The sequence below is a fragment of the Stenotrophomonas sp. NPDC077461 genome, assembly GCF_049545475.1.
In the GTDB taxonomy this organism is placed as follows: Bacteria; Pseudomonadota; Gammaproteobacteria; order Xanthomonadales; family Xanthomonadaceae; genus Stenotrophomonas; species Stenotrophomonas nematodicola.
In genome coordinates this window covers 173,775-193,507 of sequence record NZ_JBMWDO010000007.1, presented here as the reverse complement: position 1 = coordinate 193,507, position 19,733 = coordinate 173,775, and the positions used below count along the sequence as shown (strand labels likewise).

The 19,733-nt window shown below is 65.6% G+C and carries 23 protein-coding genes; 19 read left to right on the top strand and 4 right to left on the bottom strand.

Annotated elements, in window-relative coordinates; translation table 11 throughout:
- The first annotated feature begins 115 nt into the window (after positions 1-115).
- From ACPEH8_RS13910 to ACPEH8_RS13865, 10 genes are all read left to right on the top strand, one after another.
- Entirely contained in the window at positions 116-787 is a 672-nt protein-coding gene (locus tag ACPEH8_RS13910; protein WP_423667182.1) for a thermostable hemolysin, read from the top strand.
- A complete protein-coding gene (locus ACPEH8_RS13905; protein ID WP_423667179.1) occupies positions 784-2,280 on the top strand; it encodes an AMP-binding protein in 1,497 nt (498 codons plus the stop codon). Before ACPEH8_RS13910 ends, ACPEH8_RS13905 begins: the two co-directional genes overlap by 4 nt.
- Positions 2,277-2,951, top strand: a complete 675-nt coding sequence (locus ACPEH8_RS13900; RefSeq protein ID WP_423667177.1) for a TenA family transcriptional regulator — start codon at positions 2,277-2,279, stop codon at positions 2,949-2,951. The genes ACPEH8_RS13905 and ACPEH8_RS13900 overlap by 4 nt, the downstream gene beginning before the upstream one ends.
- Complete coding sequence (locus ACPEH8_RS13895) at positions 2,951-3,787, top strand: SDR family oxidoreductase (protein WP_262071500.1); 837 nt, start codon at positions 2,951-2,953, stop codon at positions 3,785-3,787. Before ACPEH8_RS13900 ends, ACPEH8_RS13895 begins: the two co-directional genes overlap by 1 nt.
- Positions 3,768-4,436, top strand: a complete 669-nt coding sequence (locus ACPEH8_RS13890) for a hypothetical protein (RefSeq protein ID WP_423667174.1) — start codon at positions 3,768-3,770, stop codon at positions 4,434-4,436. Before ACPEH8_RS13895 ends, ACPEH8_RS13890 begins: the two co-directional genes overlap by 20 nt.
- A gap of 24 nt (positions 4,437-4,460) precedes the next feature.
- Positions 4,461-5,135 (top strand): response regulator transcription factor, encoded by a 675-nt coding sequence (locus ACPEH8_RS13885; protein ID WP_017354345.1) that lies wholly within the window; start codon positions 4,461-4,463, stop codon positions 5,133-5,135.
- Between the two features lie 17 nt (positions 5,136-5,152).
- Positions 5,153-6,544, top strand: coding sequence for an ATP-binding protein (locus tag ACPEH8_RS13880; protein WP_051008546.1), 1,392 nt, complete (start codon positions 5,153-5,155; stop codon positions 6,542-6,544).
- A 104-nt stretch (positions 6,545-6,648) separates the two neighbouring features.
- A complete protein-coding gene (locus ACPEH8_RS13875; protein WP_037590666.1) occupies positions 6,649-6,948 on the top strand; it encodes a response regulator in 300 nt (99 codons plus the stop codon).
- Positions 6,942-7,778 (top strand): universal stress protein, encoded by an 837-nt coding sequence (locus ACPEH8_RS13870; RefSeq protein ID WP_423667171.1) that lies wholly within the window; start codon positions 6,942-6,944, stop codon positions 7,776-7,778. The genes ACPEH8_RS13875 and ACPEH8_RS13870 overlap by 7 nt, the downstream gene beginning before the upstream one ends.
- On the top strand, positions 7,768-8,478 hold the full coding sequence (locus ACPEH8_RS13865) for a DUF2238 domain-containing protein (protein ID WP_423667168.1): 711 nt from the start codon (positions 7,768-7,770) through the stop codon (positions 8,476-8,478). The genes ACPEH8_RS13870 and ACPEH8_RS13865 overlap by 11 nt, the downstream gene beginning before the upstream one ends.
- Here the strand turns inward: ACPEH8_RS13865 and ACPEH8_RS13860 are convergent.
- Entirely contained in the window at positions 8,457-8,756 is a 300-nt protein-coding gene (locus ACPEH8_RS13860; protein WP_026070483.1) for an ArsR/SmtB family transcription factor, read from the bottom strand. The two genes, ACPEH8_RS13865 and ACPEH8_RS13860, sit on opposite strands and share 22 nt — an antisense overlap.
- 208 nt (positions 8,757-8,964) lie before the next feature.
- Between ACPEH8_RS13860 and ACPEH8_RS13855 the strand changes: the two genes are divergently transcribed.
- Genes ACPEH8_RS13855 through ACPEH8_RS13835 form a run of 5 tightly spaced genes read left to right on the top strand, consistent with a single transcriptional unit; the run spans position 8,965 to position 11,964 of the window.
- Positions 8,965-9,876, top strand: coding sequence for an MBL fold metallo-hydrolase (locus ACPEH8_RS13855; protein WP_423667206.1), 912 nt, complete (start codon positions 8,965-8,967; stop codon positions 9,874-9,876).
- Positions 9,873-10,313 carry a YeeE/YedE family protein gene (locus ACPEH8_RS13850; protein ID WP_287251179.1) on the top strand — a complete coding sequence of 147 codons (441 nt, stop codon included), beginning with the start codon at positions 9,873-9,875 and terminating at the stop codon, positions 10,311-10,313. Before ACPEH8_RS13855 ends, ACPEH8_RS13850 begins: the two co-directional genes overlap by 4 nt.
- Positions 10,310-10,741 (top strand): YeeE/YedE family protein, encoded by a 432-nt coding sequence (locus ACPEH8_RS13845; RefSeq protein ID WP_153164080.1) that lies wholly within the window; start codon positions 10,310-10,312, stop codon positions 10,739-10,741. The genes ACPEH8_RS13850 and ACPEH8_RS13845 overlap by 4 nt, the downstream gene beginning before the upstream one ends.
- On the top strand, positions 10,738-11,175 hold the full coding sequence (locus tag ACPEH8_RS13840; protein ID WP_153164079.1) for a TIGR01244 family sulfur transferase: 438 nt from the start codon (positions 10,738-10,740) through the stop codon (positions 11,173-11,175). The genes ACPEH8_RS13845 and ACPEH8_RS13840 overlap by 4 nt, the downstream gene beginning before the upstream one ends.
- A gap of 27 nt (positions 11,176-11,202) precedes the next feature.
- Positions 11,203-11,964 (top strand): sulfite exporter TauE/SafE family protein, encoded by a 762-nt coding sequence (locus ACPEH8_RS13835; protein ID WP_423667203.1) that lies wholly within the window; start codon positions 11,203-11,205, stop codon positions 11,962-11,964.
- Positions 11,965-12,158: 194 nt separating this feature from the next.
- Here the strand turns inward: ACPEH8_RS13835 and ACPEH8_RS13830 are convergent, their stop codons facing one another.
- A complete protein-coding gene (locus ACPEH8_RS13830) occupies positions 12,159-12,452 on the bottom strand; it encodes a hypothetical protein (protein WP_017354334.1) in 294 nt (97 codons plus the stop codon).
- 515 nt (positions 12,453-12,967) lie between these two features.
- On the opposite strand from ACPEH8_RS13830, the gene ACPEH8_RS13825 reads away from it, so the two are divergent.
- Positions 12,968-13,246 carry a hypothetical protein gene (locus tag ACPEH8_RS13825; RefSeq protein WP_423667165.1) on the top strand — a complete coding sequence of 93 codons (279 nt, stop codon included), beginning with the start codon at positions 12,968-12,970 and terminating at the stop codon, positions 13,244-13,246.
- A 238-nt stretch (positions 13,247-13,484) separates the two neighbouring features.
- On the opposite strand, the gene ACPEH8_RS13820 is transcribed toward ACPEH8_RS13825, so the two are convergent.
- Together ACPEH8_RS13820 and ACPEH8_RS13815 are read right to left on the bottom strand one after the other, a co-directional pair.
- Complete coding sequence (locus ACPEH8_RS13820; RefSeq protein ID WP_423667163.1) at positions 13,485-14,489, bottom strand: alpha/beta hydrolase family esterase; 1,005 nt, start codon at positions 14,487-14,489, stop codon at positions 13,485-13,487.
- Positions 14,490-14,576: 87 nt separating this feature from the next.
- Positions 14,577-15,980, bottom strand: coding sequence for a GntP family permease (locus tag ACPEH8_RS13815; RefSeq protein ID WP_026070478.1), 1,404 nt, complete (start codon positions 15,978-15,980; stop codon positions 14,577-14,579).
- Positions 15,981-16,137: 157 nt separating this feature from the next.
- On the opposite strand from ACPEH8_RS13815, the gene ACPEH8_RS13810 reads away from it, so the two are divergent.
- Genes ACPEH8_RS13810 through ACPEH8_RS13800 form a run of 3 tightly spaced genes read left to right on the top strand, consistent with a single transcriptional unit; the run spans position 16,138 to position 19,708 of the window.
- Positions 16,138-18,336, top strand: a complete 2,199-nt coding sequence (locus ACPEH8_RS13810; RefSeq protein ID WP_423667160.1) for a TonB-dependent receptor — start codon at positions 16,138-16,140, stop codon at positions 18,334-18,336.
- Between the two features lie 11 nt (positions 18,337-18,347).
- Positions 18,348-19,226, top strand: coding sequence for an alpha/beta fold hydrolase (locus ACPEH8_RS13805; RefSeq protein WP_423667157.1), 879 nt, complete (start codon positions 18,348-18,350; stop codon positions 19,224-19,226).
- On the top strand, positions 19,223-19,708 hold the full coding sequence (locus tag ACPEH8_RS13800; RefSeq protein WP_423667154.1) for a MaoC family dehydratase: 486 nt from the start codon (positions 19,223-19,225) through the stop codon (positions 19,706-19,708). Before ACPEH8_RS13805 ends, ACPEH8_RS13800 begins: the two co-directional genes overlap by 4 nt.
- Positions 19,709-19,733: the final 25 nt, after the last annotated feature.

Below are 19,733 nucleotides of genomic sequence, written 5' to 3'. Positions count from 1 at the left end.
TGCGCTTACCACGCTTGATGCAGGTGCTCCCGACAACGAAAGCATTCCAGAATGCTAATGGCTGCTTAACTACGCCCTAATTCAGCCTTAATCCGGGCCGGCCAGCATGCTCGCCATGTCCTGGATCCCCACTTCCCTCGCTGTCACGTTCCCATCGATCCTGCCGCAGTCGCAGGTGGTGGGCCCGCAGGACCCGCGCCGCCACCAGGTGGAGCAGTTCATCGCCGATGTGTACCGCAAACGCTACGGTGCCTCGCTGCACGCGTTCCTGCCCCATCTGCTTGCGTTCCGGGATGGACAGGGGCAGATGGTGGCAGCCGTCGGCATGCGTGTTGGCAGCGAGGGTCCCTTGTTCGTCGAGCAGTATCTCGATGAGCCGGCACAGGCACTGCTGTCCCACCGGGAAATCGCCTGCGTGGGTCGCGACCGCATCGCCGAGATCGGCAACTTTGCCGCCACCACCCCCGGCGTAGCGCGTGAGCTGATTGTCCGTTTGACCGACATGCTGCATGCCGCACGCGTGCGCTGGGTGCTGTTCGCGGCCACCCAACAGCTGCGGAACACCCTCGACCGGCTGCATCTGGTCACGGTGGACCTTGGCGAAGCAAGCCCGGGGCGACTCACCGGCGATGCATCCCAGTGGGGCAGCTACTACCAGGCCCGGCCGAAGGTGGTCTGCGGGAATGTCGCTGCCGGACGCGCGTTCCTGCATCAAGCACTGAAACAGGATGCACGCCCCAGGACGGATTCGGATCCGTCTCTGCAGGTCATGGTGGGTGCGCAATGACCGCGTCGACCTCTCCCCTGATCGCCGGTCTCGGCGGACGCAAGGCGCGCGTGCTCATCTCCGGTGCGGAGGTTGGAGATGAGCAGATCCGGCAGCGCGCAGTGCGATTGGCTGATCGACTGGACCTGCAGGGCATCGACCGCGTCGCAAGCCGGCTGGACAACGGCATTCACTGGCTGGTTCTGGATCTTGCCGTGCGCGAGCTCGGCGGCGTGCATGTGCCGTTGCCTACGTTCTTCTCTCCTGAGCAGGTTGCTCATGCGCTGGCGTCCAGCGGTGCCCACTGTGTTGTCACCGCCGGCGGTGCGCCAGCGCCACCCGGCAGCATGGGCGCACTGGGGACCTTGGATGGCGGGATGCTCGCCCAGTGGCGGACTGAGGCGGCGGCTCCGGTCGGCCTTCCCGCCGGCACGGCATGCGTGACCTACACCTCCGGCACGACCGGCCGCCCCAAGGGCGTGTGCCTGTCAGGCGACACGCTGCTTACAGTCGCCAGTTCACTGGTGCAGGCCTCGTCGTCGATTGCACCGCGCCGCCACCTCTGCCTGATGCCGCTCTCCACGCTGCTGGAGAACGTTGCCGGGCTGTATGCAACGCTGCTGTCGGACGCGCAGATCGCGCTCCCGTCGCTGGCGGAGATCGGCTACACCGGCGCCTCGGGCCTGGATGTACCGACGCTGCTGCGGTGTCTGCACCGCTACCAGCCGGAGAGCGTCATCCTGGTGCCCCAGCTGTTGCTTGCGGTGGTGATGGCCGCCGAAAGTGGTGCTCCCCTGCCCGCCTCGCTGCGCTATATCGCCGTCGGAGGTGGGCGCGTGGGGCCGGGACTGCTGGCACGCGCACGGGCGCTCGGTCTGCCGGTGTTTGAAGGCTACGGGCTGACCGAGTGTGCCTCGGTGGTCTGCCTCAACCGACCCGACGCCAGCCGGGACGGCAGTGTCGGCAAAGCGCTGCCACACGCCCGCGTCGCCGTTGTCGACGGTGAACTCCAGGTCGAGGGGGCACGTGCGCTGGGCTACCTGGGGTCGGAACCGCTCCCGGACGGGCCGATCCGTACAGGTGATCTTGGCCACGTGGACGCTGACGGATTCGTCCACGTCACGGGCCGCCGCAAGAATGTCTTCATTACCGCGTTTGGCCGCAATGTCTCACCCGAATGGGTGGAGAGCGAGCTGCTCTCCCATCCGGACCTGGCCCAGGCGGTGGTATGGGGCGAAGCACAGGCCGACAACGTCGCCGTGCTGGTGGCGCGTCGTGCCGACCTTGACGATGCCGCCCTCGCCCGCGCCGTGGCCCAGGTCAACGCAGGTCTGCCCGACTACGCGCGCGTCTCGCGCATCGTGCGGGCACCGGCGCCGTTCTCTGCCAGCGCCGGGCTGCTTACCTCCAACGGACGCCCACGCCGCGACGCCATCCTGTCCCATTTCCAGGCCGAGGTCGATGCGAGCTATCGCCGTCCCGCCGCCGTTCCTTCCACGGGAGTATCCGCATGAGTTTCCATTCCGAACTGCTCGCCCAGACCCAGGAGGAACGGGCCACCCTGATCTCCGTGCCTATCATCCAGTCCGCGCTGGGGGGGCAGATCGCCCGCGAAGATTACGTCGCTTTTCTCGGACAGGCTTACCACCACGTGCGGCACACCGTCCCGTTGCTGATGGCCTGCGGGGCGCGCCTGCCGGCCCGGCTGGAATGGCTGCGCACGGCCATTGGTGAGTACATCGAAGAAGAGATGGGCCACCAGGAGTGGGTGCTGGACGACCTGGCGGCCTGCGGTGCCGACCGCGCCGAAGCCGCCGCCAGCCGTCCCTCACTGGCGACCGAGCTGATGGTCAGCTATGCGTACGACACCATCCACCGCGGCAACCCGGTCGGCTTCTTCGGCATGGTCCTGGTGCTGGAGGGAACCAGTGTGGCGCTGGCAACCCGCGCCGCCAACAAGATCCAGACCTCGCTCGACCTGCCGCGCAACGCCTTCAGCTACCTGCTGTCCCACGGTGATCTGGACATCGAGCATGTCGGTTTCTTCGAAGGGCTGATGGACCGACTGGACGATCCGTCTGATCAACAGGCCGTCATCCACGCCGCCCGGCGCTTCTACGTGCTGTACGGGGACATCTTCCGCACGCTTCGCCCGAACGGCGTGCGCCGGGCGGAGGCCGCGTGATGAACCTTGCCGGCAGGACCGTCATCGTCACCGGCGCCAGCGGCGGCATCGGCGTGGCGCTGTGTCAGGCGCTGGTCCACGCGGGCGCCTCGATCCTGGCCGTCGGGCGCAGCCGCAGTCGCCTCACCGCCCTTGCCGCAGGGCTGCCGATGGGGCGCGTGCACACCGTGGTCGCCGACCTGTCCACGTCACTGGGCCGTTCGCACCTGCTTGCTGCGATCCGACAGGCCGATGCGTCCCCGTCCGTCCTGGTGCTCGGCCACGCCCAGAGCGCGTTCGGGCTGTTCGAAGACCAGCATCCCGATGCGCTGGAACATCTGTTGCAGACCAACCTGGTCGGCTCCGCCCTGCTGATCCACGCCCTTCTTCCCGTACTGCGCCGCCACGAGCAGGCCAGCGTCGTGGCCATCGGCTCCACCTTCGGCAGCATCGGCTTCGCCGGATTCGCCACCTACAGCGCCAGCAAATTCGGCCTTCGCGGCCTCATGGAGGCGCTTGCCCGTGAACACGACGGCACCGGCCTGAGCTTCCAGTATCTCTCTCCGCGCGCCACGCGCACCGCCTTCAATACGCCTGCCGTCGATGCCCTCAACGCAGAGCTCAAGGTGGGCAGCGATGCTCCGGAGGCGGTGGCCCGTGCGCTTGTCCACGCCATCGGCCAAGGCGATCGGCGCCGCCAGCTCGGATGGCCGGAAAAGCTCTTCGCCCGCATCAACGGCATGTTCCCCGCGCTGGTCGACCGCAGCCTGCGCGCCCAGCTTCCCATCATCAGGCGCCACGCCTCGCAGGCGCAGCCCATCCACGAGGACTCCTCCCATGAAGCAACGTCACGGTAAAGCCATGTTCATCCTGCTCATCAGCGCGTTGGTCATGTTGGTCGGCATTGCCTGTGCCGCCGAGCAAGGAACGCCCATGACGGTTGCCCAGTTGCGGGACCGCTGGGCCCAGATCAACTACCAGACCAGCAAGCCGCAACGACAGGCCGCGTTCGAGGCGCTGGCCAGTCAGGCGGCGAAGACCCGGCAGACCGAGCCACGGAATGCCAGCGCACTGATCTGGGAAGGTATCGTCCTTTCCAGTCTCGCCGGCGAGAAGGGGGGCATGGGGGCGCTCAGTCTGGTCAAGCAGGCACGCGCGGACTTCGAGGCTGCCCTGAAGATGGACCCCAACGCACTGCAGGGGGCGGCCTATACCAGCCTGGGCGCCCTCTACTACCAGGTTCCCGGGTGGCCACTGGGGTTCGGCAATGACGAAACCGCGGCGGCCATGCTGAAGAAGGGGTTGGTCGTCGACCCGACCGGCATCGATGCCAACTACTTCTACGGCGACTTCCTGCGCGACCAGAAGGACTGGCACGGCGCCCAGGCAGCCTTCGAGAAGGCGCTTGCGGCACCTGCCCGCCCCGGCCGTGACATCGCCGATGCCGGACGCCGGGCCGAAGCGTCCGCCAAACTCAAGGAGGTCCGGGCCCACCTTGCCAAGTGAATCCGGGACGACGAGACTGCCTGCATGCGCATTCTGCTTGCCGAAGACGACGCATCACTGGGTGAAGGCATCCGGACTGCTCTGCGCCGCGCTGCCTATGCCGTGGACTGGGTGCAGGATGGTGCCGCCGCGCTGACCGCCATCGGCGACGGCGACATCGACCTGGTCATCCTCGACCTGGGCTTGCCACGGCTGGACGGGATCGAGGTCATCCGGAAGGTGCGCGCAGCGGGCGGCAACGTCCCCATCCTGGTCCTCAGCGCCCGCGAGCGGGCGGCTGACCGCACCCTGGGGCTGGACGTGGGTGCGGACGACTATCTGGGCAAGCCGTTTGACACCCCCGAACTGCTTGCCCGCGTCCGCGCCCTGCTCCGCCGCAGCGTGGGGCGTGCAGCACCGACTCTGGAGGCCGGTGCGCTGTGCCTGGACCCGGCCCGCCTGACCGCTGTCTGGAAGGGGCACGCGCTGGACCTGACCCGCAGGGAGTTCGCTCTGTTGAGACTGCTCATGGAACAACACGGCAGGCCGCTTGGGCGCGAGACCATCCAGCAGCACCTGTATGGCTGGGATGAGGACGTGGCGAGCAATGCCGTCGATGTGCATGTCCACCAACTGCGCAGGAAACTGGATCCCGGCATCATCCGCACCGTGCGGGGAATCGGCTACGCCTTGGGTGACCCCTCGGATGCGGCTGCATGACGTCCATCCGTCGCCGCCTGCTGGTCGTGTTGCTGGGCGTGCTCTCCCTGCTCATGCTGCTGGCGGCCGGCCTGAGCTACCGGGCCGGGTTGCAGGAGGCCGGGGAGATGTTCGACGCCCGGCTGGTGCAGTCCTCACGGGTGCTGTTGAGCCTGGTGGACGAGCCGCTCAGCGATCTGAGCGCGTTCCCTGGCGACCCCATCGTCCTGCGTGGTTGGCACGGGCGCGCCGAGGGCGTGGGCGAGGCACTGGCCTTCAAAGACGGGCATGCCTACGAGAACAAGCTGGCTTTTCAGATATGGACGCCGGAGGGTCGCCTGCTCCTTCGATCGGACAGTGCGCCCACTGCCCCAATGGCGAGCCTGTCGCCGGGCTACGCGGATGTCGATATTGACGGGGCGCAGTGGCGCACGTTCACGCTGCGCTCGCCACAGGGTCGATGGTTTCAGTCCGCCGAGCGTTCGGACATCCGCCAGGAACTGGCCGAGGACATTGCCATCGGCACGCTGCTGCCGCTGTTGTTTGCGCTTCCGGTGATGGCCGTGGTGATCTGGCTGACGGTCGCCTGGGCGACGCGCTCGTTGCGGAAAGTCTCCACGGACATCGGTGAGCGCGATCCCGACCGCATGACGCCCTTGGATGACACCCAGCTCCCGGAGGAGGTCCACGGCCTGGTTCGCGCGGTCAACGAGCTGCTGCAGCGACTCGATCTCGCGTTGGCGCGCGAGCGCCGCTTCATCGCAGACGCTGCGCATGAGCTGCGCACGCCCATCAGTGCGGTCAAGGTTCACGCAGACAATGCACGCCTCGCCACGCTGGATGAAGAGCGCCAGGAGTCACAGCGGTTGCTTGCGCGAGGAGTAGAGCGTGTCGAACGACTGGTATCGCAACTGCTGTCGCTGAGCCGGACCGAGCGCGGTATCGGCAAGGACGCGTTTCGCAAGCTGAGTCTGGACGCCCTGGTGAGCAGCGAGGTTGAAGAGCTCCGGGGCTTGGCCGCGTCCAAGCGTCAGGTCATGAATCTCGTTCTCGACAACGCCAACGTCTTCGGTGACGAGTTCTCGCTGGGCTTGCTGGTTCGCAACCTCGTGGAGAACGCCATCCGCTACACACCCGAGCATGGCGTCGTGGTGGTGTCTACCGAACAGACGGGGGAACACTGCGTACTCACGGTGGAAGACTCTGGACCTGGCATTCCCAACGATCTGCAGGACCGCGTCTTCGACCGCTTCTACCGGGTGATCGGAAGTGGCGCGGAGGGCAGCGGATTGGGCCTGTCCATCGTCCAGGAGACATTGGACGCGCATGGCGGGGAGATCAGCCTTGGCACGTCGCAATGCCTCAACGGGTTGAAGGTGACTGTGAGACTGCATGCCAGCGCCTCGCCACACGCCCGGGACACGTCATGAGGGGTGTTTCAACCGTGCCGGACTACCCTTGAGTCTTCGCAAAGATGAATGAGGGGCGTGCCGTGTGCCGCCGTCAGCCGAGGGTATGATCATTGAAACCAAGCTTGAAGGGCGCGTCGATGGCGGTGCTCGAACGACCCCTGATCGCCCGGCCACGCATCCTCCTGGTCGAAGACGATGCTGCCGTTGCCGGCCTCACGGCCCGCTTCCTGCAGAATCACGGCATTGAGTGCCACATGGCCGCGGGCGTTGCGGCGGCGGAGCAATGCCTGTCCCGCGAGGTGGTGGATCTGATCCTGCTCGACCTCGGCCTGCCCGATGGGGATGGGTTGACGATGCTGCGACGTCAGTCCTCCCAGATTCCCGTCATCGTGGTGACCGGTGGGAGGGCGGGACCATGCTGAAAGACATTCTTGTGCCGCTGGCGGATTCGTCAACGGATGACGCGGCCATACGCTTCGCCATCGAGATCGGCAGATCGCAGGATGCGCGAGTGCGCATCATTGAAACCGTCTACCTGCCGCCACCTGCGATAGGAACGCCTGATCCGACGCCCAGGCCATCGTTCCTGGCGGCGCAGGACGCGCAGCGTAAGGAAGCCTCCGGGAGAGCGGCAAGGATCAGAGCCAGAATCACAGAACATCCCGGAGTCTCTGTGGAAGTTCATGAAGCCGTAACGGAATCGCCCGCGGAGCTTGCCGCGCGACTGGCCTTCTCTGCGGACATGGTCATTCTGGGCGGCTGGTCAGGCTTCTCGACGCCCGATCCGATAGGTCTGGCCCTGTTCAACGCGTTGCTTTTTGACGCGGGAAGGCCTGTTGTGGTGGTTCCGCCACACTGGCGGCCAAGTGGGAATGCGTGCGCAGTCGTGGGCTGGAAAGACACCCCGAATGCGTGCCGCGCCCTGCATGCTGCCATTCCGTTGCTGCAGCAGGTGCAGTCTGTGCAACTGGTGGAAATATGCAGGTACCGGGACGAGATGGATGTGGCTGACACTGTGATGCCCTCTCTCATCGAACACCTCCACCGCTGGGGCATCGCCGCATCCGCCATCAAGCTGGCTGGTCAGCACCGTCGCTCCAGCGAGGTCCTTGTCGACCATGCCAACGCGGTCAAGGCATCGCTGGTCGTGGTCGGCGGTTACGGTCATTCCCGCCTCCGCGAGTGGGCAGTCGGCGGAATGACGAGTGCGCTGCTGCTGGGGGCGGCAATCCCGGTGCTGTATGCCCACTGACGATCCCGCACTGGCGACGCTCAGCCCGGCAAGGCCAGAACGCAGGTTCCGTGCCACGCTGTTGGAGCCGGGTCGCTTTGCAATGTTGTGCCTTGCGATCTATGCGGGCTGCTGGCTGCTGGCCGCCGTGGAACCGTACCATCGACGCGATTGGTTGCTGGAGAATCTACTGGCGTTCGCTGCTGTTCCCTACCTCGTCGTCCAGCAGTGGCGGCGCCCGTTCAGGCCTGGCACCAACGCGCTGCTTCTCATCTTTCTGTGCCTTCATGCTGTGGGTGCGCATTTTACCTATGCGGAAGTTCCCTATGACGCTTGGGCGCAGAAGCTGGTTGGCGGGACAATTTCCGATGTGTTTCACTGGAATCGCAACCATTTCGACAGGCTCGTCCACTTTGCCTACGGCGCATTGGTCGTGCCTGCGGCAAAGGAGCTCTATGCGAGGCACATGGTTGCCGGTGAGTTGACGCTGAACCTGATTTCCGTTCAGTTCATCATCGCCACGTCCGCTGCCTACGAACTCATCGAATGGGGCGCGGCACTGGTGGTCGACCAGGATCTTGGGATGGCGTATCTCGGCATCCAGGGCGACGTATGGGATGCACACAAGGATGTGCTGCTGGCGTCAGTTGGGGCGATCATCAGCGTGGTGGCTGTCAGCGTACGGCGGGGCAGACGTGCTCATGGCCGCTCGTCGGGCTGATCCACGCAGAAGATTCCATGCAGGGCAACCAGCATCGCCTCAACGCGGCTGTCATCGATGCGATAGAAAACTGAACGTGACTCTCGCCGGGTCGTAACCAGACGCCGCTGGCGCAGCTCGGCAAGCTGCTGGGAAAGGGCCGGCTGTCGGATGCCGGTCGCCTCCTCGAGGGCACCCACGGTCGATTCCCCTTGAGACAGTTGGCAGAGCAAGAGCAGACGCGACGGCGTGGCCATGAAGCGCAGCAACTCTGCCACGTCAGGCACCCGTTCCTTCATGTCGGCCAGGTTGGTTGCGGTAAGACGGTCGTTCAAGAGCGGAGGCACCGGACAGGAGAGCTAGAGCGTACCTGTTAATCCGCACGGCAGCTGAACCGTACCACGGGTACACGCCAATAGTTGCATAGTTGCGGTAACTATGAAGTAATATCCACAATCCGACCGCCGGGAGCATGCCGTGAATACGCCTGTCATCATCGATTCTGCATTGGAGAGGGCTCAGGACATCGTACGCAGGGCGCGAGAAGGCGACACGCCTTCCCCCTGCATCAAGACGTTCTTCGATCCCGCCACGTTCACGGCCAGTCATGTGGTTCGTGATCCCCGTTCTTCAGCGTGCGCCATCATCGACTCGGTTCTTGATTTCGATATGGCCTCTGGACGCACCTCGACCGGCTCGGCCGCAGCGCTGGTCCAGTACATTCGTGACGAAGGCCTCCAGGTGCAATGGCTGCTGGAGACGCATGCGCACGCCGATCATCTTTCCGCCGCACCCTGGCTGCAGCAGCAGGTCGGTGGAAAGCTTGCCATTGGCGAGCACATCACCATCGTCCAGGACACCTTCGGCAAGGTGTTCAACGCAGGTACGGAGTTCAAGCGCGACGGAAGCCAGTTCGACCATCTGTTTACCGATGGCGCGGAGTTCACCGTTGGAAACCTGCAGGCCACGGCGTTGCACGTGCCCGGTCACACCCCTGCATGCATGGCCTACGTCATCGGGGATGCGGTGTTTGCTGGCGACACACTGTTCATGCCGGACTACGGCACGGCCCGCTGCGACTTCCCCGGAGGCTCGGCCCGCCAGCTCTATCGCTCGATCCAACGTCTACTGGCTCTACCGGATGAAACCCGGGTGTTCCTCTGCCACGATTACAAAGCCACGGGCCGGGATCGCTTCGCATGGGAAACCACCATAGGCGCGGAACGAACCGCAAATGTCCATGTGCATGAGGGCGTGACGGAGGCGACGTACGTGGAGATGCGTGAGAGCCGCGATGCGACGCTCCCCATGCCGCGCCTGATCCTGCCTTCCGTGCAGGTCAACATGCGCGCGGGCCATCTGCCCGAGCCTGATGAAAACGGGGTGCGCTACCTGAAGCTGCCGGTGGACCTGCTATGACCCTGCCCTCCTTGGCGTGGTACTGGCCACTCATCGGCGGCCTGATGATCGGGACGGCAGCGGGTGGGTTTCTGGCGCTGACCGGTCGCATTGCCGGTGTTTCCGGTTTGCTTGCCAACACCCTTGGCCTGTCGCGAGGGGGCGACCGCGCGTTGTCGGCTCTTTTCCTGGCGGGGCTGCTGGTGTCGTCGGGCGTGGCGCTGGCCGTCAAGCCCATTTCGCTGCCCTCTCCCGCAGGCTCCCCACCGGTGCTGCTCATCCTGGCCGGGTTGCTGGTCGGCTTCGGGACGCGGCTCGGATCTGGCTGTACGAGTGGTCACGGCGTTTGCGGCCTGGCCAGGCTGTCACCGCGCTCCCTGGTCGCCACCGGCATGTTCATGCTCATGGGCATGGCCACCGTGGCGGTTGCGCGCATGATCATGGGAGGCGGAGCGTGATCCGGTTGGCGGCATTTCTGTCTGGTGCCCTGTTCGGGTTGGGTCTGGTCGTCTCGGACATGGCCAATCCCGCGCGCGTGCTTGCCTTCCTCGACGTCGCAGGCAAGTGGGATCCGTCACTGGCCCTCGTCATGGCCGGCGCCCTGATTCCGTCAGCGATCGCCTATCGGTGGGTCCGCGCACGCAATGTGCCTGTGCTCGCTGCCGCGCTGCACATCCCCCGTCAGCGCCAGATCGATCGACACCTGGTCATCGGCGCGGCCGTGTTCGGTATCGGCTGGGGACTCGCAGGCGTGTGTCCAGGCCCTGCAGTTGCACTGTTGGCGACAGGTCAAACGTTTGCGCTCGTGTTCGCGGCCGCAATGGTCGTCGGCATGCTCCTCCACTGGCTTATCTACCACTTCCGCACAACAGAGGGTTCGCCATGAATCTCCGATCGCTTTCACCTTGCCTGCGTGTGACCGACCAGCTGGCTCCCACAGACATCCCCGCGCTGAAAGAGGCGGGCATCTCGAGTGTCATCTGCAATAGACCCGACGGCGAGCAGCCGGACCAGCCCGATCACCTTGCACTGCAGGCTGCCTGCTCCAGGGCGGGGCTGCGCTTTGCCTATCTTCCCGTCGTGCCTGGCAGCATTGCCGATGGACAAGTGCAGCAGTTTGCCGTGCTGCTGGAGCAACTGCCTGCGCCCATCGCCGCCTACTGCAGGACCGGCACCCGCTCGACGTCGCTATGGGCCCTATCCCAGGTTCGTACCGGCCGAGCGACGCCCGAACAGGTGCTGTCCGTTGCCGGTGAGGCTGGCTACGACCTCTCCTCTCTCGCTTCGCGCCTGCGGGATGCCCCCTCCTCCCCTGCCTGACGGCCAACCGACATGCAAACCCTCTCCCTGCTGCAGCTCGCGCTGGGTGGACTCTCCGGCATTCTCGTTGGTTTCATACTCGGACTGGTCGGGGGAGGTGGCTCGATCCTGGCTGTCCCGCTGATGCTCTACCTGGTGGGTATCGACGACCCTCACGTCGCCATTGGCACGAGCGCGCTCGCGGTTGCTGCCAATGCACTTTCAAATCTCTTCGTGCACGCCCGCAAGGGAAACGTGAGATGGCCATGCGCATCCGTCTTCGCGTTGGCGGGTGTCGCGGGTGCGTATCTCGGCTCAACGCTGGGCAAGGCCATCGACGGACAGCGGCTGCTGCTGCTCTTTGCCCTGCTCATGATCGCGGTTGGCATGCTCATGCTGCGCAAACGCAATGCGGCAGGTGATGCAAGCGTCCGGCTCAGCAAAGGAAACGCACCGGCACTGCTCGGGTTGGGGGCGTCTTCTGGAGCACTCTCCGGCTTCTTCGGCATTGGTGGCGGCTTCCTGGTTGTCCCCGGGTTGGTGGCGGCCACCGGAATGCCCGTGCTCGCCGCGGTTGGCAGCTCTCTCGTTGCTGTTTCCGCTTTTGGCCTGGCGACCGCCATCAACTATGCATCATCCGGACTGGTGAACTGGCCGCTCGCCGCCGTCTTCGTCGTTGCCGGCAGCGTGGGCGGCATCATCGGCGCGCGCACATCCACCTCGCTGGCGCAGCATCGCGGCATGCTGAACATTGTACTGGCGTCGCTCATCCTCCTTACGGCCGCCTACACGCTCTTTCGGGTCCTCTAACGTGTCCCGGGTGATCGGGGAATCGTGTCCACCGCCATCATCATGCTCCACCAGGCGACGCGTGGTTGCCAATAACGGCACGCGTCGCCACGCTGGCCGCAGCCCCGTTCCGGCAGCCGGAGGGCCTGCCCTGCCAGGGCAAGCGCAGGCTTCCCAGGCCCTGAGGCCCGGGAAGCCTGGCAATGGTCCGCGCTTCAGCTGCAGGACGTGACGTCGATGACACTGCACTTGTCATAGGTCTGGACATAGGCCCGGCACGACTCCTGCAGCCGGGCCCGCAGTTTGGTTGCTGCCTGGCTCTTTGCCGCGGTGCAGCCTTCGTGCGTAAGCACCCCTTTGCCGGTGTTCGCATAGCCCTTTTCGGTCTGCGTACACTTGTCCGACGGCGCCGCCTGCTTCACCGTTGCCTGGGCCTCATAGCATTGCTTCGCGTGGGCAGTCGCGATGGATGCCCACAGCAGTACCGCGACCAGGATGATCGATTTCATGGTGTTTCCCCTCGGTTCGTGTGAGTAGTCTGTCTTCCGGCAACGCCGTAGCGTGTTGACCTGCCGGTACTGGCGCGCTGCGATCCCTCCTGTCGGCTTGGGCTCCTGTCTGTCAGCGGCGATTGCACTCTAGCCAGCGGCGGGTACGCGCTCTGTTCCGGAACGCTCAAAAAGTGTGCGCGGCGTTGCACGGCCTGCTCCTGCCGCTGAAGCGCACCGGTCCCTGAGCGGTCAAAAGCGTTTTGAGGTGACCCATCCAGCGCCATCGGTGCAGGTCGCAGCGACCTGGCTCCCGACATGCGTCGCGTGCATCAACACCGCCACAGCCACCCGGAATGACCCTTCTTCCACCCTGCCTGCCATCGGGTACAGGCGATGATCGACGAACCCCTGCGCCCGTTGGCAGCGCCACTGGAGCGCACGCCTGCGCCTGCCGCTCCTCCGCATTGGACGACGACGTCTTCACCCGCCCGCCTTATGCTGGAATGCCATTCCGTTCTGCAAGGACGTGCACCATGACCAAGCTCCACACCCTGTTGATCACCGGCTGCCTGATTGGGTTCAGTGCCGCTGCGTCGGCTGAAACCGTGAATCTCACCAACAGTGCCGACGGCGTCAACCGCGATGCCGGCATCACGGCGGTAAAGAAGAAGCTCCAGGACGCATGCACCGAGCGGAACGGCTCGCCCGATGTGGCGTCGTTCGAGGTGGTCTTCGAAAAGACCAGCGACAGCCCGAACGTGCCCAAGCCGTACTATGTGGACGGCAAGATGAAATGTACGTTGCCCGGCTGAGCGGACGTTTCTCTCCCGTGTTCCCGGTAGACCTCCATTGAGGCCGCCACGCTGCGCGGGGGGGCTCGAATGGTGGGCCTCCTGTGGGCGATCTCCCCCGCCAGGATGGCGAGGGAGTCGTAGCACCTTTCACCTTCCCGATATGTCGCCTGCAGCGTACCGCCCATCTGTTCGCGCTGGTCTTCCCGCGTTGGCAGAGGATCTCGGGCAGTTATGCGTGACGGATCTGGCGCGCTGCTCAGCGCAGGTGATCCTTCAGGAACAGCCAGGTGATCAGGGTGGCGTCCGGCCCCTGCGGGTCGGTGAATGGCAAGCCGGATTGGCTGCCGCTCCAGGCATGCCCCATCCCCTGCACGACATAGTGCTGCGCCAGCGTCCGGCCACCGTAGGTGTAGGTATCCAGCGTATAGGTGCGCCCACCCGGCACCTGTCCGGTGAAGGTGCTGGTTGGCACGTACTTCACCGAATCGTTGTCAACGCCATCGTCGGCCAGATCATTGGTCTGCAGGAACTGGCGGACGGCCTGCTGTCCGTTCACCGGGTTCACCGTGGCATCGGCGGTGCCGTGGAACACCAGTACCGGAATCGGTCGAGGCGACGGCGAGCCGGCGCACTGCCAGGCAAGCCGGCCGTTGCTGTCCGGCGGGTAGATGCTGCCCGCCAACAGCGCGTAGGCGCTGCCGGTCACCGTGGTAGCGCCCTTGTACATGCCCCCGGAATGGATCGCGCCTGCGGCGAAGACATCCGAGTAGCAGGCCAGCATGATCGAGGTCATCGCGCCGCCCGCCGAGATGCCGGTGACGTAGACCCGGCGCGGGTCCACGCTGTAGCCGGCCTTCACCGCGTCCACGATGCCGGCCAGGATCGACGCCTCGCCGCTGCCGCGCGCCTGGTTGATCGGCAACTGCCAGTTCCAGCAGCGCGCCGGGTTGGCGGTGACGTTCTGGCGCGGGTAGACCACGATGAAACCTTCGGTATCGGCGACGTCGTTGAAGCCGGAGGCCTCACCCATGAGGTTGGGGCCGGTAACGCAGCCATGCAGCACCAGCAGCAGGGGCAGCGGCCGGGTGGCCTGATAGTCTGCGGGCACCCATACCTGGTACTCGCGACTGCCGAACAGGTTGCCGTATAGACCGATGTCCCAATGGCCGGCGGGCCCAGCCGCAACGGCACTGCCTGCCGTGGCAAGCCAGGCGCACAGCACGCGCATGGCTGCCTTGATTGAACCGATTCCAGATGTCATGACCAGCTCCTCTCAGGTGAGTCGTGGATGAAGGAATACCGGGAAACCTCGTGGACCAGCCTTCCAGAGGGTGCAGCGACGCCGCGATCAAACCCAGCCGGTGGCGTAATGGATGCCGATCACCACGAACACCGCGAGGGTCTTGATGAGGGTCACCGCAAAGATGTCTTTGTAGGCCTGGCGATGGGTCAGCCCGGTCACCATCAACAGCGTGATGACGGCGCCGTTGTGCGGCAGGCTGTCCATGCCGCCGGACGCCATCGAGGCGACGCGATGCAGCACCTCCATTGGGATGCCGGCGGCCTGCGCGTTGGCGATGAAGGTCTCCGACATCGCCGCCAGCGCGATGCTCAGGCCGCCGGAGGCCGAGCCGGTCACGCCGGCCAGACCGGTGACCGTGACCGCTTCATGCAGCAGCGGGTCCCGGATCGACCCCAATGCGTTGGCCACCACCATGAAACCCGGCAATGCGGCGATCACCGCACCGAAGCCGTATTCCGAGGCGGTGTTCATGGCAGCCAGCACCGCCCCGCTGATCGCGGTGCGCGTGCCGTCGGCGAACCGGGTGACCACGGGGCGCCAGGCCAGTGCCAGCACCGACAGGATGCCCACCAGCAGCGCGCCCACCACCGCCCAGATGGCGCCGATCTTCTGTACGTCCTGCACGACGGGTGCGGCGCTGCCCAGGATCGCGGGGATGAAGCTGTGTTCGCCGCCATACCACTGCGGTATGCCCAGGGTGAACAGCTTGTTGGACACGAATACCAGCACCAGCGGCAGGATGGCGATGCCGGCATGGGCCAGTTGGGTGCCGGCGAAGGGGGTCGGTTCGTTCACCAGCGTGGCCGGGTCGCCGTAGCCCTCGCCCGTGCGCAGTGCCGCGCGGCGGCGCCACTCCAGGTACGCCATGCCCACCGCAAGCACGAACACGCTGCCGAGAATGCCGAGCACCGGTGCGGCCCAGGTATCGGTGCCGAAGAACGCGGTCGGAATGATGTTCTGGATCTGCGGCGTACCCGGCAGCGCGTCCATCGTGAAGCTGAAGCCGCCGACGCCCAACGTGGCCGGAATCAGGCGTTTGGGGATGTTGCTCTGGCGGAACATTTCGGCAGCGAAGGGATACACCGCAAACACCACCACGAACAGCGACACACCGCCGTAGGTGAGCAGGCCCGACACCAGCACGATCGACAGCATCGCCCGCTGCGGGCCGAACAGCCGGATCGCCGCACCGACGATGGAACGCGAGAAGCCGGACAGTTCGATCAGCTTTCCGAACACTGCGCCCAGCAGGAATACCGGGAAATAGAGCTTCAGGAAGCCGACCATCCTGTCCATGAACAAGCCGGTGAACATCGGTGCCACCAGCGAGGGATCGGTCAGCAGCACCGCACCGAGCGCGGCGATGGGCGCGAACAGGATCACGCTGTAGCCGCGGTAGGCCACCAGCATGAGGAAGGCCAGCGCTGCAAGTACGATCAGTAACGACATGCGGCGCTTCCAGATGAAGAGGCGCCCAGTATCCGGATCTGACGGCCGCTGCCGACTGGACCTAGGTCCACTCGCGGCCGCAGCGCGGCACCCTTAGCCTAGGCGTCATGGGTGGCATAGGGCCACCTGCGACGCACATGCCTTGGGGGAGGACCGAATGAAACGGAATTGTCTGAGTCTTATGATCGGCGCGCTGCTGGCCTCCGGGCCGGTACTGGCCCAGGAGGCGCCACAGGCCGCACCGACGGCAGGCAAGTCTGTTGCGCCCACCAATCTGGACAGCATCACGGTCACCGCCCGCAAGCGCGAGGAAACCCTGCAGGAAGTGCCGGTGGCAGTGACCGCCTTTACCTCCGAAGCGCTGGACAGGATGAACGTGCAGGACATCGGCGATCTGGATGCGCTGGTGCCCAACCTGACCATCTACGCGGCGCGCGGCGCGAGCAGCACGGTCACCGCGTACATCCGTGGCGTTGGCCAGTCCGATCCCACCTGGGGGGCCGATCCGGGTGTGGGCATCTATCTGGACGACGTCTACATCGCCCGCCCGCAGGGGGCCCTGCTGGACGTCTTCGACGTGTCGCGCATCGAGGTGCTGCGCGGACCGCAGGGTACGTTGTACGGCAAGAACACCATCGGCGGTGCGATCAAGTACATCTCGCGCGGCCTGCCTACCCAGACCGAAGGGTTTGCCCAGATCACCGTGGGCAACTACAGCCAGCTCGATGCCAAGGCCGCCATCGGCGGCCCGCTGGGCGGTGCCGACAGCGGCCTGCGCGCGCGCGTGGCGGTGGCCAGCCTGAACCACGATGGTTTCGGCGAGAACAGGTTCAACGGCCAGCCGGTCAGCGACAAGCAGATCAATGCGGCGCGCCTGAACCTGGGGGCGTATGCGGGCGATGATGTGGATGTGCAGTTCGCGCTGGACTGGATCGACGACCAATCCGGTATGCGGGGCTCAAAGATGCTGGCGCCCAACCCGTTCACCCCGGCGTATCCGCCGATGGACGACCGCTACGACATCCGCTCGGGCATGCGCAATCTCAACAGCGTGGAAACCAAGGGCGCCTCGGCCACGGTGAACTGGCGGCCCAGTGAAGATGTGGCGGTGAAGTACGTGGCGGCCAAGCGCGAATCCGACAGCGAGGCCAACATCGACTTCGACAGCACGCCGGTCAAGGTGGCCGATGTCGGCGGTACCTATACCGACAACCAGGTCAGCAACGAGCTGCAGCTCAACTACGATGCGGGCGGCCGTGTGCGCGGCGTGGTGGGTCTGTACCAGTTCAGCGGCGAAGCTGGCGGGCAGATCCGCAACAACTTCTTCAATCTGCAGTTCGCCGACACCCGGGGCAAGGTGATCACGGACAGCATCGCGCTCTATGCCGATTGGACATTCGACCTGACTAGTACGCTCAAGCTCGACCTCGGCGCGCGCTACACCGACGAGGACAAGCGCGCGATCGTGCTGAACCGCTTCTATGCCGATGCGACGTTCACCCGGCCTGTGGCGGTGGCAGCCGATTTCGACAAGACCACCAGCTTCAGGAACGTCTCGCCCAAGGTGTCGCTGGACTACCAGATCACCCCGGACATCATGGTGTACGGCCTGGCCACCCGTGGGTTCAAGTCGGGCGGGTACAACATCCGCGCCAATGCCGTGGCGGTGCCCCGCTCCGCCGAGCCATTCGATGACGAAACCGTGGACAGTCTCGAGGTCGGCAGCAAGATGGCCTTCCTCGACCAGCGCCTGTTCCTCAACCTGTCGGCCTTCCACAACAAGTACAAGGACATCCAGCTGTCGGTGTTCACGGGTATCGATACCAATGGCGACGGCGTGGACGATGCCTTCTTCGGCGACTTCACCAATGCCGGCGCCGGCACCATCAACGGCCTGGAAGTGGAGTACCAGTACCTGCCGACCCGGCATTGGCTCGTCACCGGCAACCTGGCCTGGCTGCACACCCGCTACGACGAGTACATGGACCGCGGCCTCAACGTTGCCGACCAGATGAAGTTCACCAACGCGCCAAAGGTTTCCGGTGCCTTGAATGTGGAGTACCGCACCGACCTGGCCAGGGGAGGCAACCTGTCCGCACGGGTGGGCTACAGCTACCAGAGCGAGGTATGGCCGACCACGGATCTGAGTCCGGTGATCCGTCAGCAGGGCTACGGCCTGGTCAATGCCGGGGTGATCTGGCGGCTCGACGACGCGTGGACCTTCTCGCTGCAGGGCGACAACCTGGCCGACAAGGCGTACCGCACCACCGGCTACAACATTCCGGCGGCCGGCACGCTGATTGGCTTCTATGGCCCGCCGCGCCAGTACAGTCTCAGCGTCCGTTACGATTTCTAGAAGGCACCCGCATGACGCAGTCCCATGATGATCTGTACTGGAACAGCGACGATGGCCTGCGCCTGCACGCGCGCGACCATGCACCGGCCGCAGGACAGCCGCCCTGTGGCACGGTGGTCTGCATTCCCGGGTTGACCCGCAATGCCGCCGACTTCGATGCCCTTGCCGGAACACTGGCTGCCGCCGGGTGGCGCGTGCTTGCCGTTGACCTGCGCGGGCGTGCCGGGTCGGCGCGGGCGCCCGACCCGTCCAGCTACAACCCGCGTGCCTATGCCGACGACATGGTGGCGCTGCTGCGAGCGCAGCACATCGACAAGGCGGTGTTCGTCGGCACCTCGCTGGGCGTGCTGGTCACCCTCACCCTCGCGTCGCGCGCACCGGGTCTGGTCGCTGCGGCGGTGCTCAACGATGCAGGCCCCAAGGTGCCGCGCGAGGCCCTCGCACGGATCGGAACGTATGCCGGCAAGCCCGTGCCGCCGATGGATCTGGACCAGGCCACCGCCTATGTGACCTCCATCGGCAAAGCCGCGTTCCCGCGCTTCACCGCCGATGACTGGCAGGCGATGGCCACACGCACCTTCCGGCCGCGCGACGATGGTCTGCTGGAACTGGACTACGACCCGGCGGTGATCCGCACCACCCGGCCGTGGGTGCTGTGGCTGCTGCGCCCGGTGCTGTGGCGCGCGGTGCGCAGGCTGACGGCGCGGGTGCCGGTGCTGGTGGTACGCGGGGCGTTGTCGGACGTTCTGCCCGCCGAGGTGGCACGTCAGATGGCGGCAACCTCGCCAACTGCCCGGCTGGTCGAAGTACGGGACGTAGGGCACGCGCCCACCCTCTCCGAACCGGAGGCGCGCGACGCGATCCTCGCCCTGCTGGAGCGCGTGCGATGAGTTCGACTGCGCCGATCGAGGCATTGCCCGTGGCGCTGCAGGCGCTACGGGACTGGGCGGAGCGCGAGCGGCTGGGCCGGGTTACGCGCATTGCGCAGTCGCGCATCGACGCGTTTGCCGACGCCACCGGCGACCACAACTGGATCCATGTTGATCCGGCCCGGGCGCAGACCGGGTTGCCGGGGGGCAAGACGATCGCGCATGGGTTCCTGCTGCTTTCGCTGACCGTTGAAGACGATGTGGCGGCGCTGACGGGCTTCCCCGGCATTGCCCACGTACTCAACTACGGCTTGAACACGGTGCGCTTCCTTGCGCCGGTGCCGAGTGGCGCAGAGGTGCGGGTACGGTCGCGGCTGGTGTCGCTGGAGGCGCGCCACCCCGGGCAGTGGCTGCTGACGCAGCACAAGGCGGTGGAGGTGATGCCCGGCGGCGCGGTGGCCCTGGTGGCCGAGCAGCTGTCGCTGATCGTCGCCGCTCCCTAGCGGCGACGCCCTCTCCCGCAACGCG

What these genes read in the sequence shown, in the direction of transcription:
- ACPEH8_RS13865 (WP_423667168.1), top strand. Translation starts at nt 7,768, where the DNA reads ATGCCCACTGACGATCCCGCACTGGCGACGCTCAGCCCGGCAAGGCCA.
- ACPEH8_RS13895 (WP_262071500.1), top strand. Translation starts at nt 2,951, where the DNA reads ATGAACCTTGCCGGCAGGACCGTCATCGTCACCGGCGCCAGCGGCGGC.
- ACPEH8_RS13815 (WP_026070478.1), bottom strand. Translation starts at nt 15,980, where the DNA reads ATGTCGTTACTGATCGTACTTGCAGCGCTGGCCTTCCTCATGCTGGTG.
- ACPEH8_RS13890 (WP_423667174.1), top strand. Translation starts at nt 3,768, where the DNA reads ATGAAGCAACGTCACGGTAAAGCCATGTTCATCCTGCTCATCAGCGCG.
- ACPEH8_RS13810 (WP_423667160.1), top strand. Translation starts at nt 16,138, where the DNA reads ATGAAACGGAATTGTCTGAGTCTTATGATCGGCGCGCTGCTGGCCTCC.
- ACPEH8_RS13860 (WP_026070483.1), bottom strand. Translation starts at nt 8,756, where the DNA reads ATGAAGGAACGGGTGCCTGACGTGGCAGAGTTGCTGCGCTTCATGGCC.
- ACPEH8_RS13840 (WP_153164079.1), top strand. Translation starts at nt 10,738, where the DNA reads ATGAATCTCCGATCGCTTTCACCTTGCCTGCGTGTGACCGACCAGCTG.
- ACPEH8_RS13825 (WP_423667165.1), top strand. Translation starts at nt 12,968, where the DNA reads ATGACCAAGCTCCACACCCTGTTGATCACCGGCTGCCTGATTGGGTTC.
- ACPEH8_RS13850 (WP_287251179.1), top strand. Translation starts at nt 9,873, where the DNA reads ATGACCCTGCCCTCCTTGGCGTGGTACTGGCCACTCATCGGCGGCCTG.
- ACPEH8_RS13800 (WP_423667154.1), top strand. Translation starts at nt 19,223, where the DNA reads ATGAGTTCGACTGCGCCGATCGAGGCATTGCCCGTGGCGCTGCAGGCG.
- ACPEH8_RS13820 (WP_423667163.1), bottom strand. Translation starts at nt 14,489, where the DNA reads ATGACATCTGGAATCGGTTCAATCAAGGCAGCCATGCGCGTGCTGTGC.
- ACPEH8_RS13910 (WP_423667182.1), top strand. Translation starts at nt 116, where the DNA reads ATGTCCTGGATCCCCACTTCCCTCGCTGTCACGTTCCCATCGATCCTG.
- ACPEH8_RS13870 (WP_423667171.1), top strand. Translation starts at nt 6,942, where the DNA reads ATGCTGAAAGACATTCTTGTGCCGCTGGCGGATTCGTCAACGGATGAC.
- ACPEH8_RS13885 (WP_017354345.1), top strand. Translation starts at nt 4,461, where the DNA reads ATGCGCATTCTGCTTGCCGAAGACGACGCATCACTGGGTGAAGGCATC.
- ACPEH8_RS13900 (WP_423667177.1), top strand. Translation starts at nt 2,277, where the DNA reads ATGAGTTTCCATTCCGAACTGCTCGCCCAGACCCAGGAGGAACGGGCC.
- ACPEH8_RS13905 (WP_423667179.1), top strand. Translation starts at nt 784, where the DNA reads ATGACCGCGTCGACCTCTCCCCTGATCGCCGGTCTCGGCGGACGCAAG.
- ACPEH8_RS13830 (WP_017354334.1), bottom strand. Translation starts at nt 12,452, where the DNA reads ATGAAATCGATCATCCTGGTCGCGGTACTGCTGTGGGCATCCATCGCG.
- ACPEH8_RS13805 (WP_423667157.1), top strand. Translation starts at nt 18,348, where the DNA reads ATGACGCAGTCCCATGATGATCTGTACTGGAACAGCGACGATGGCCTG.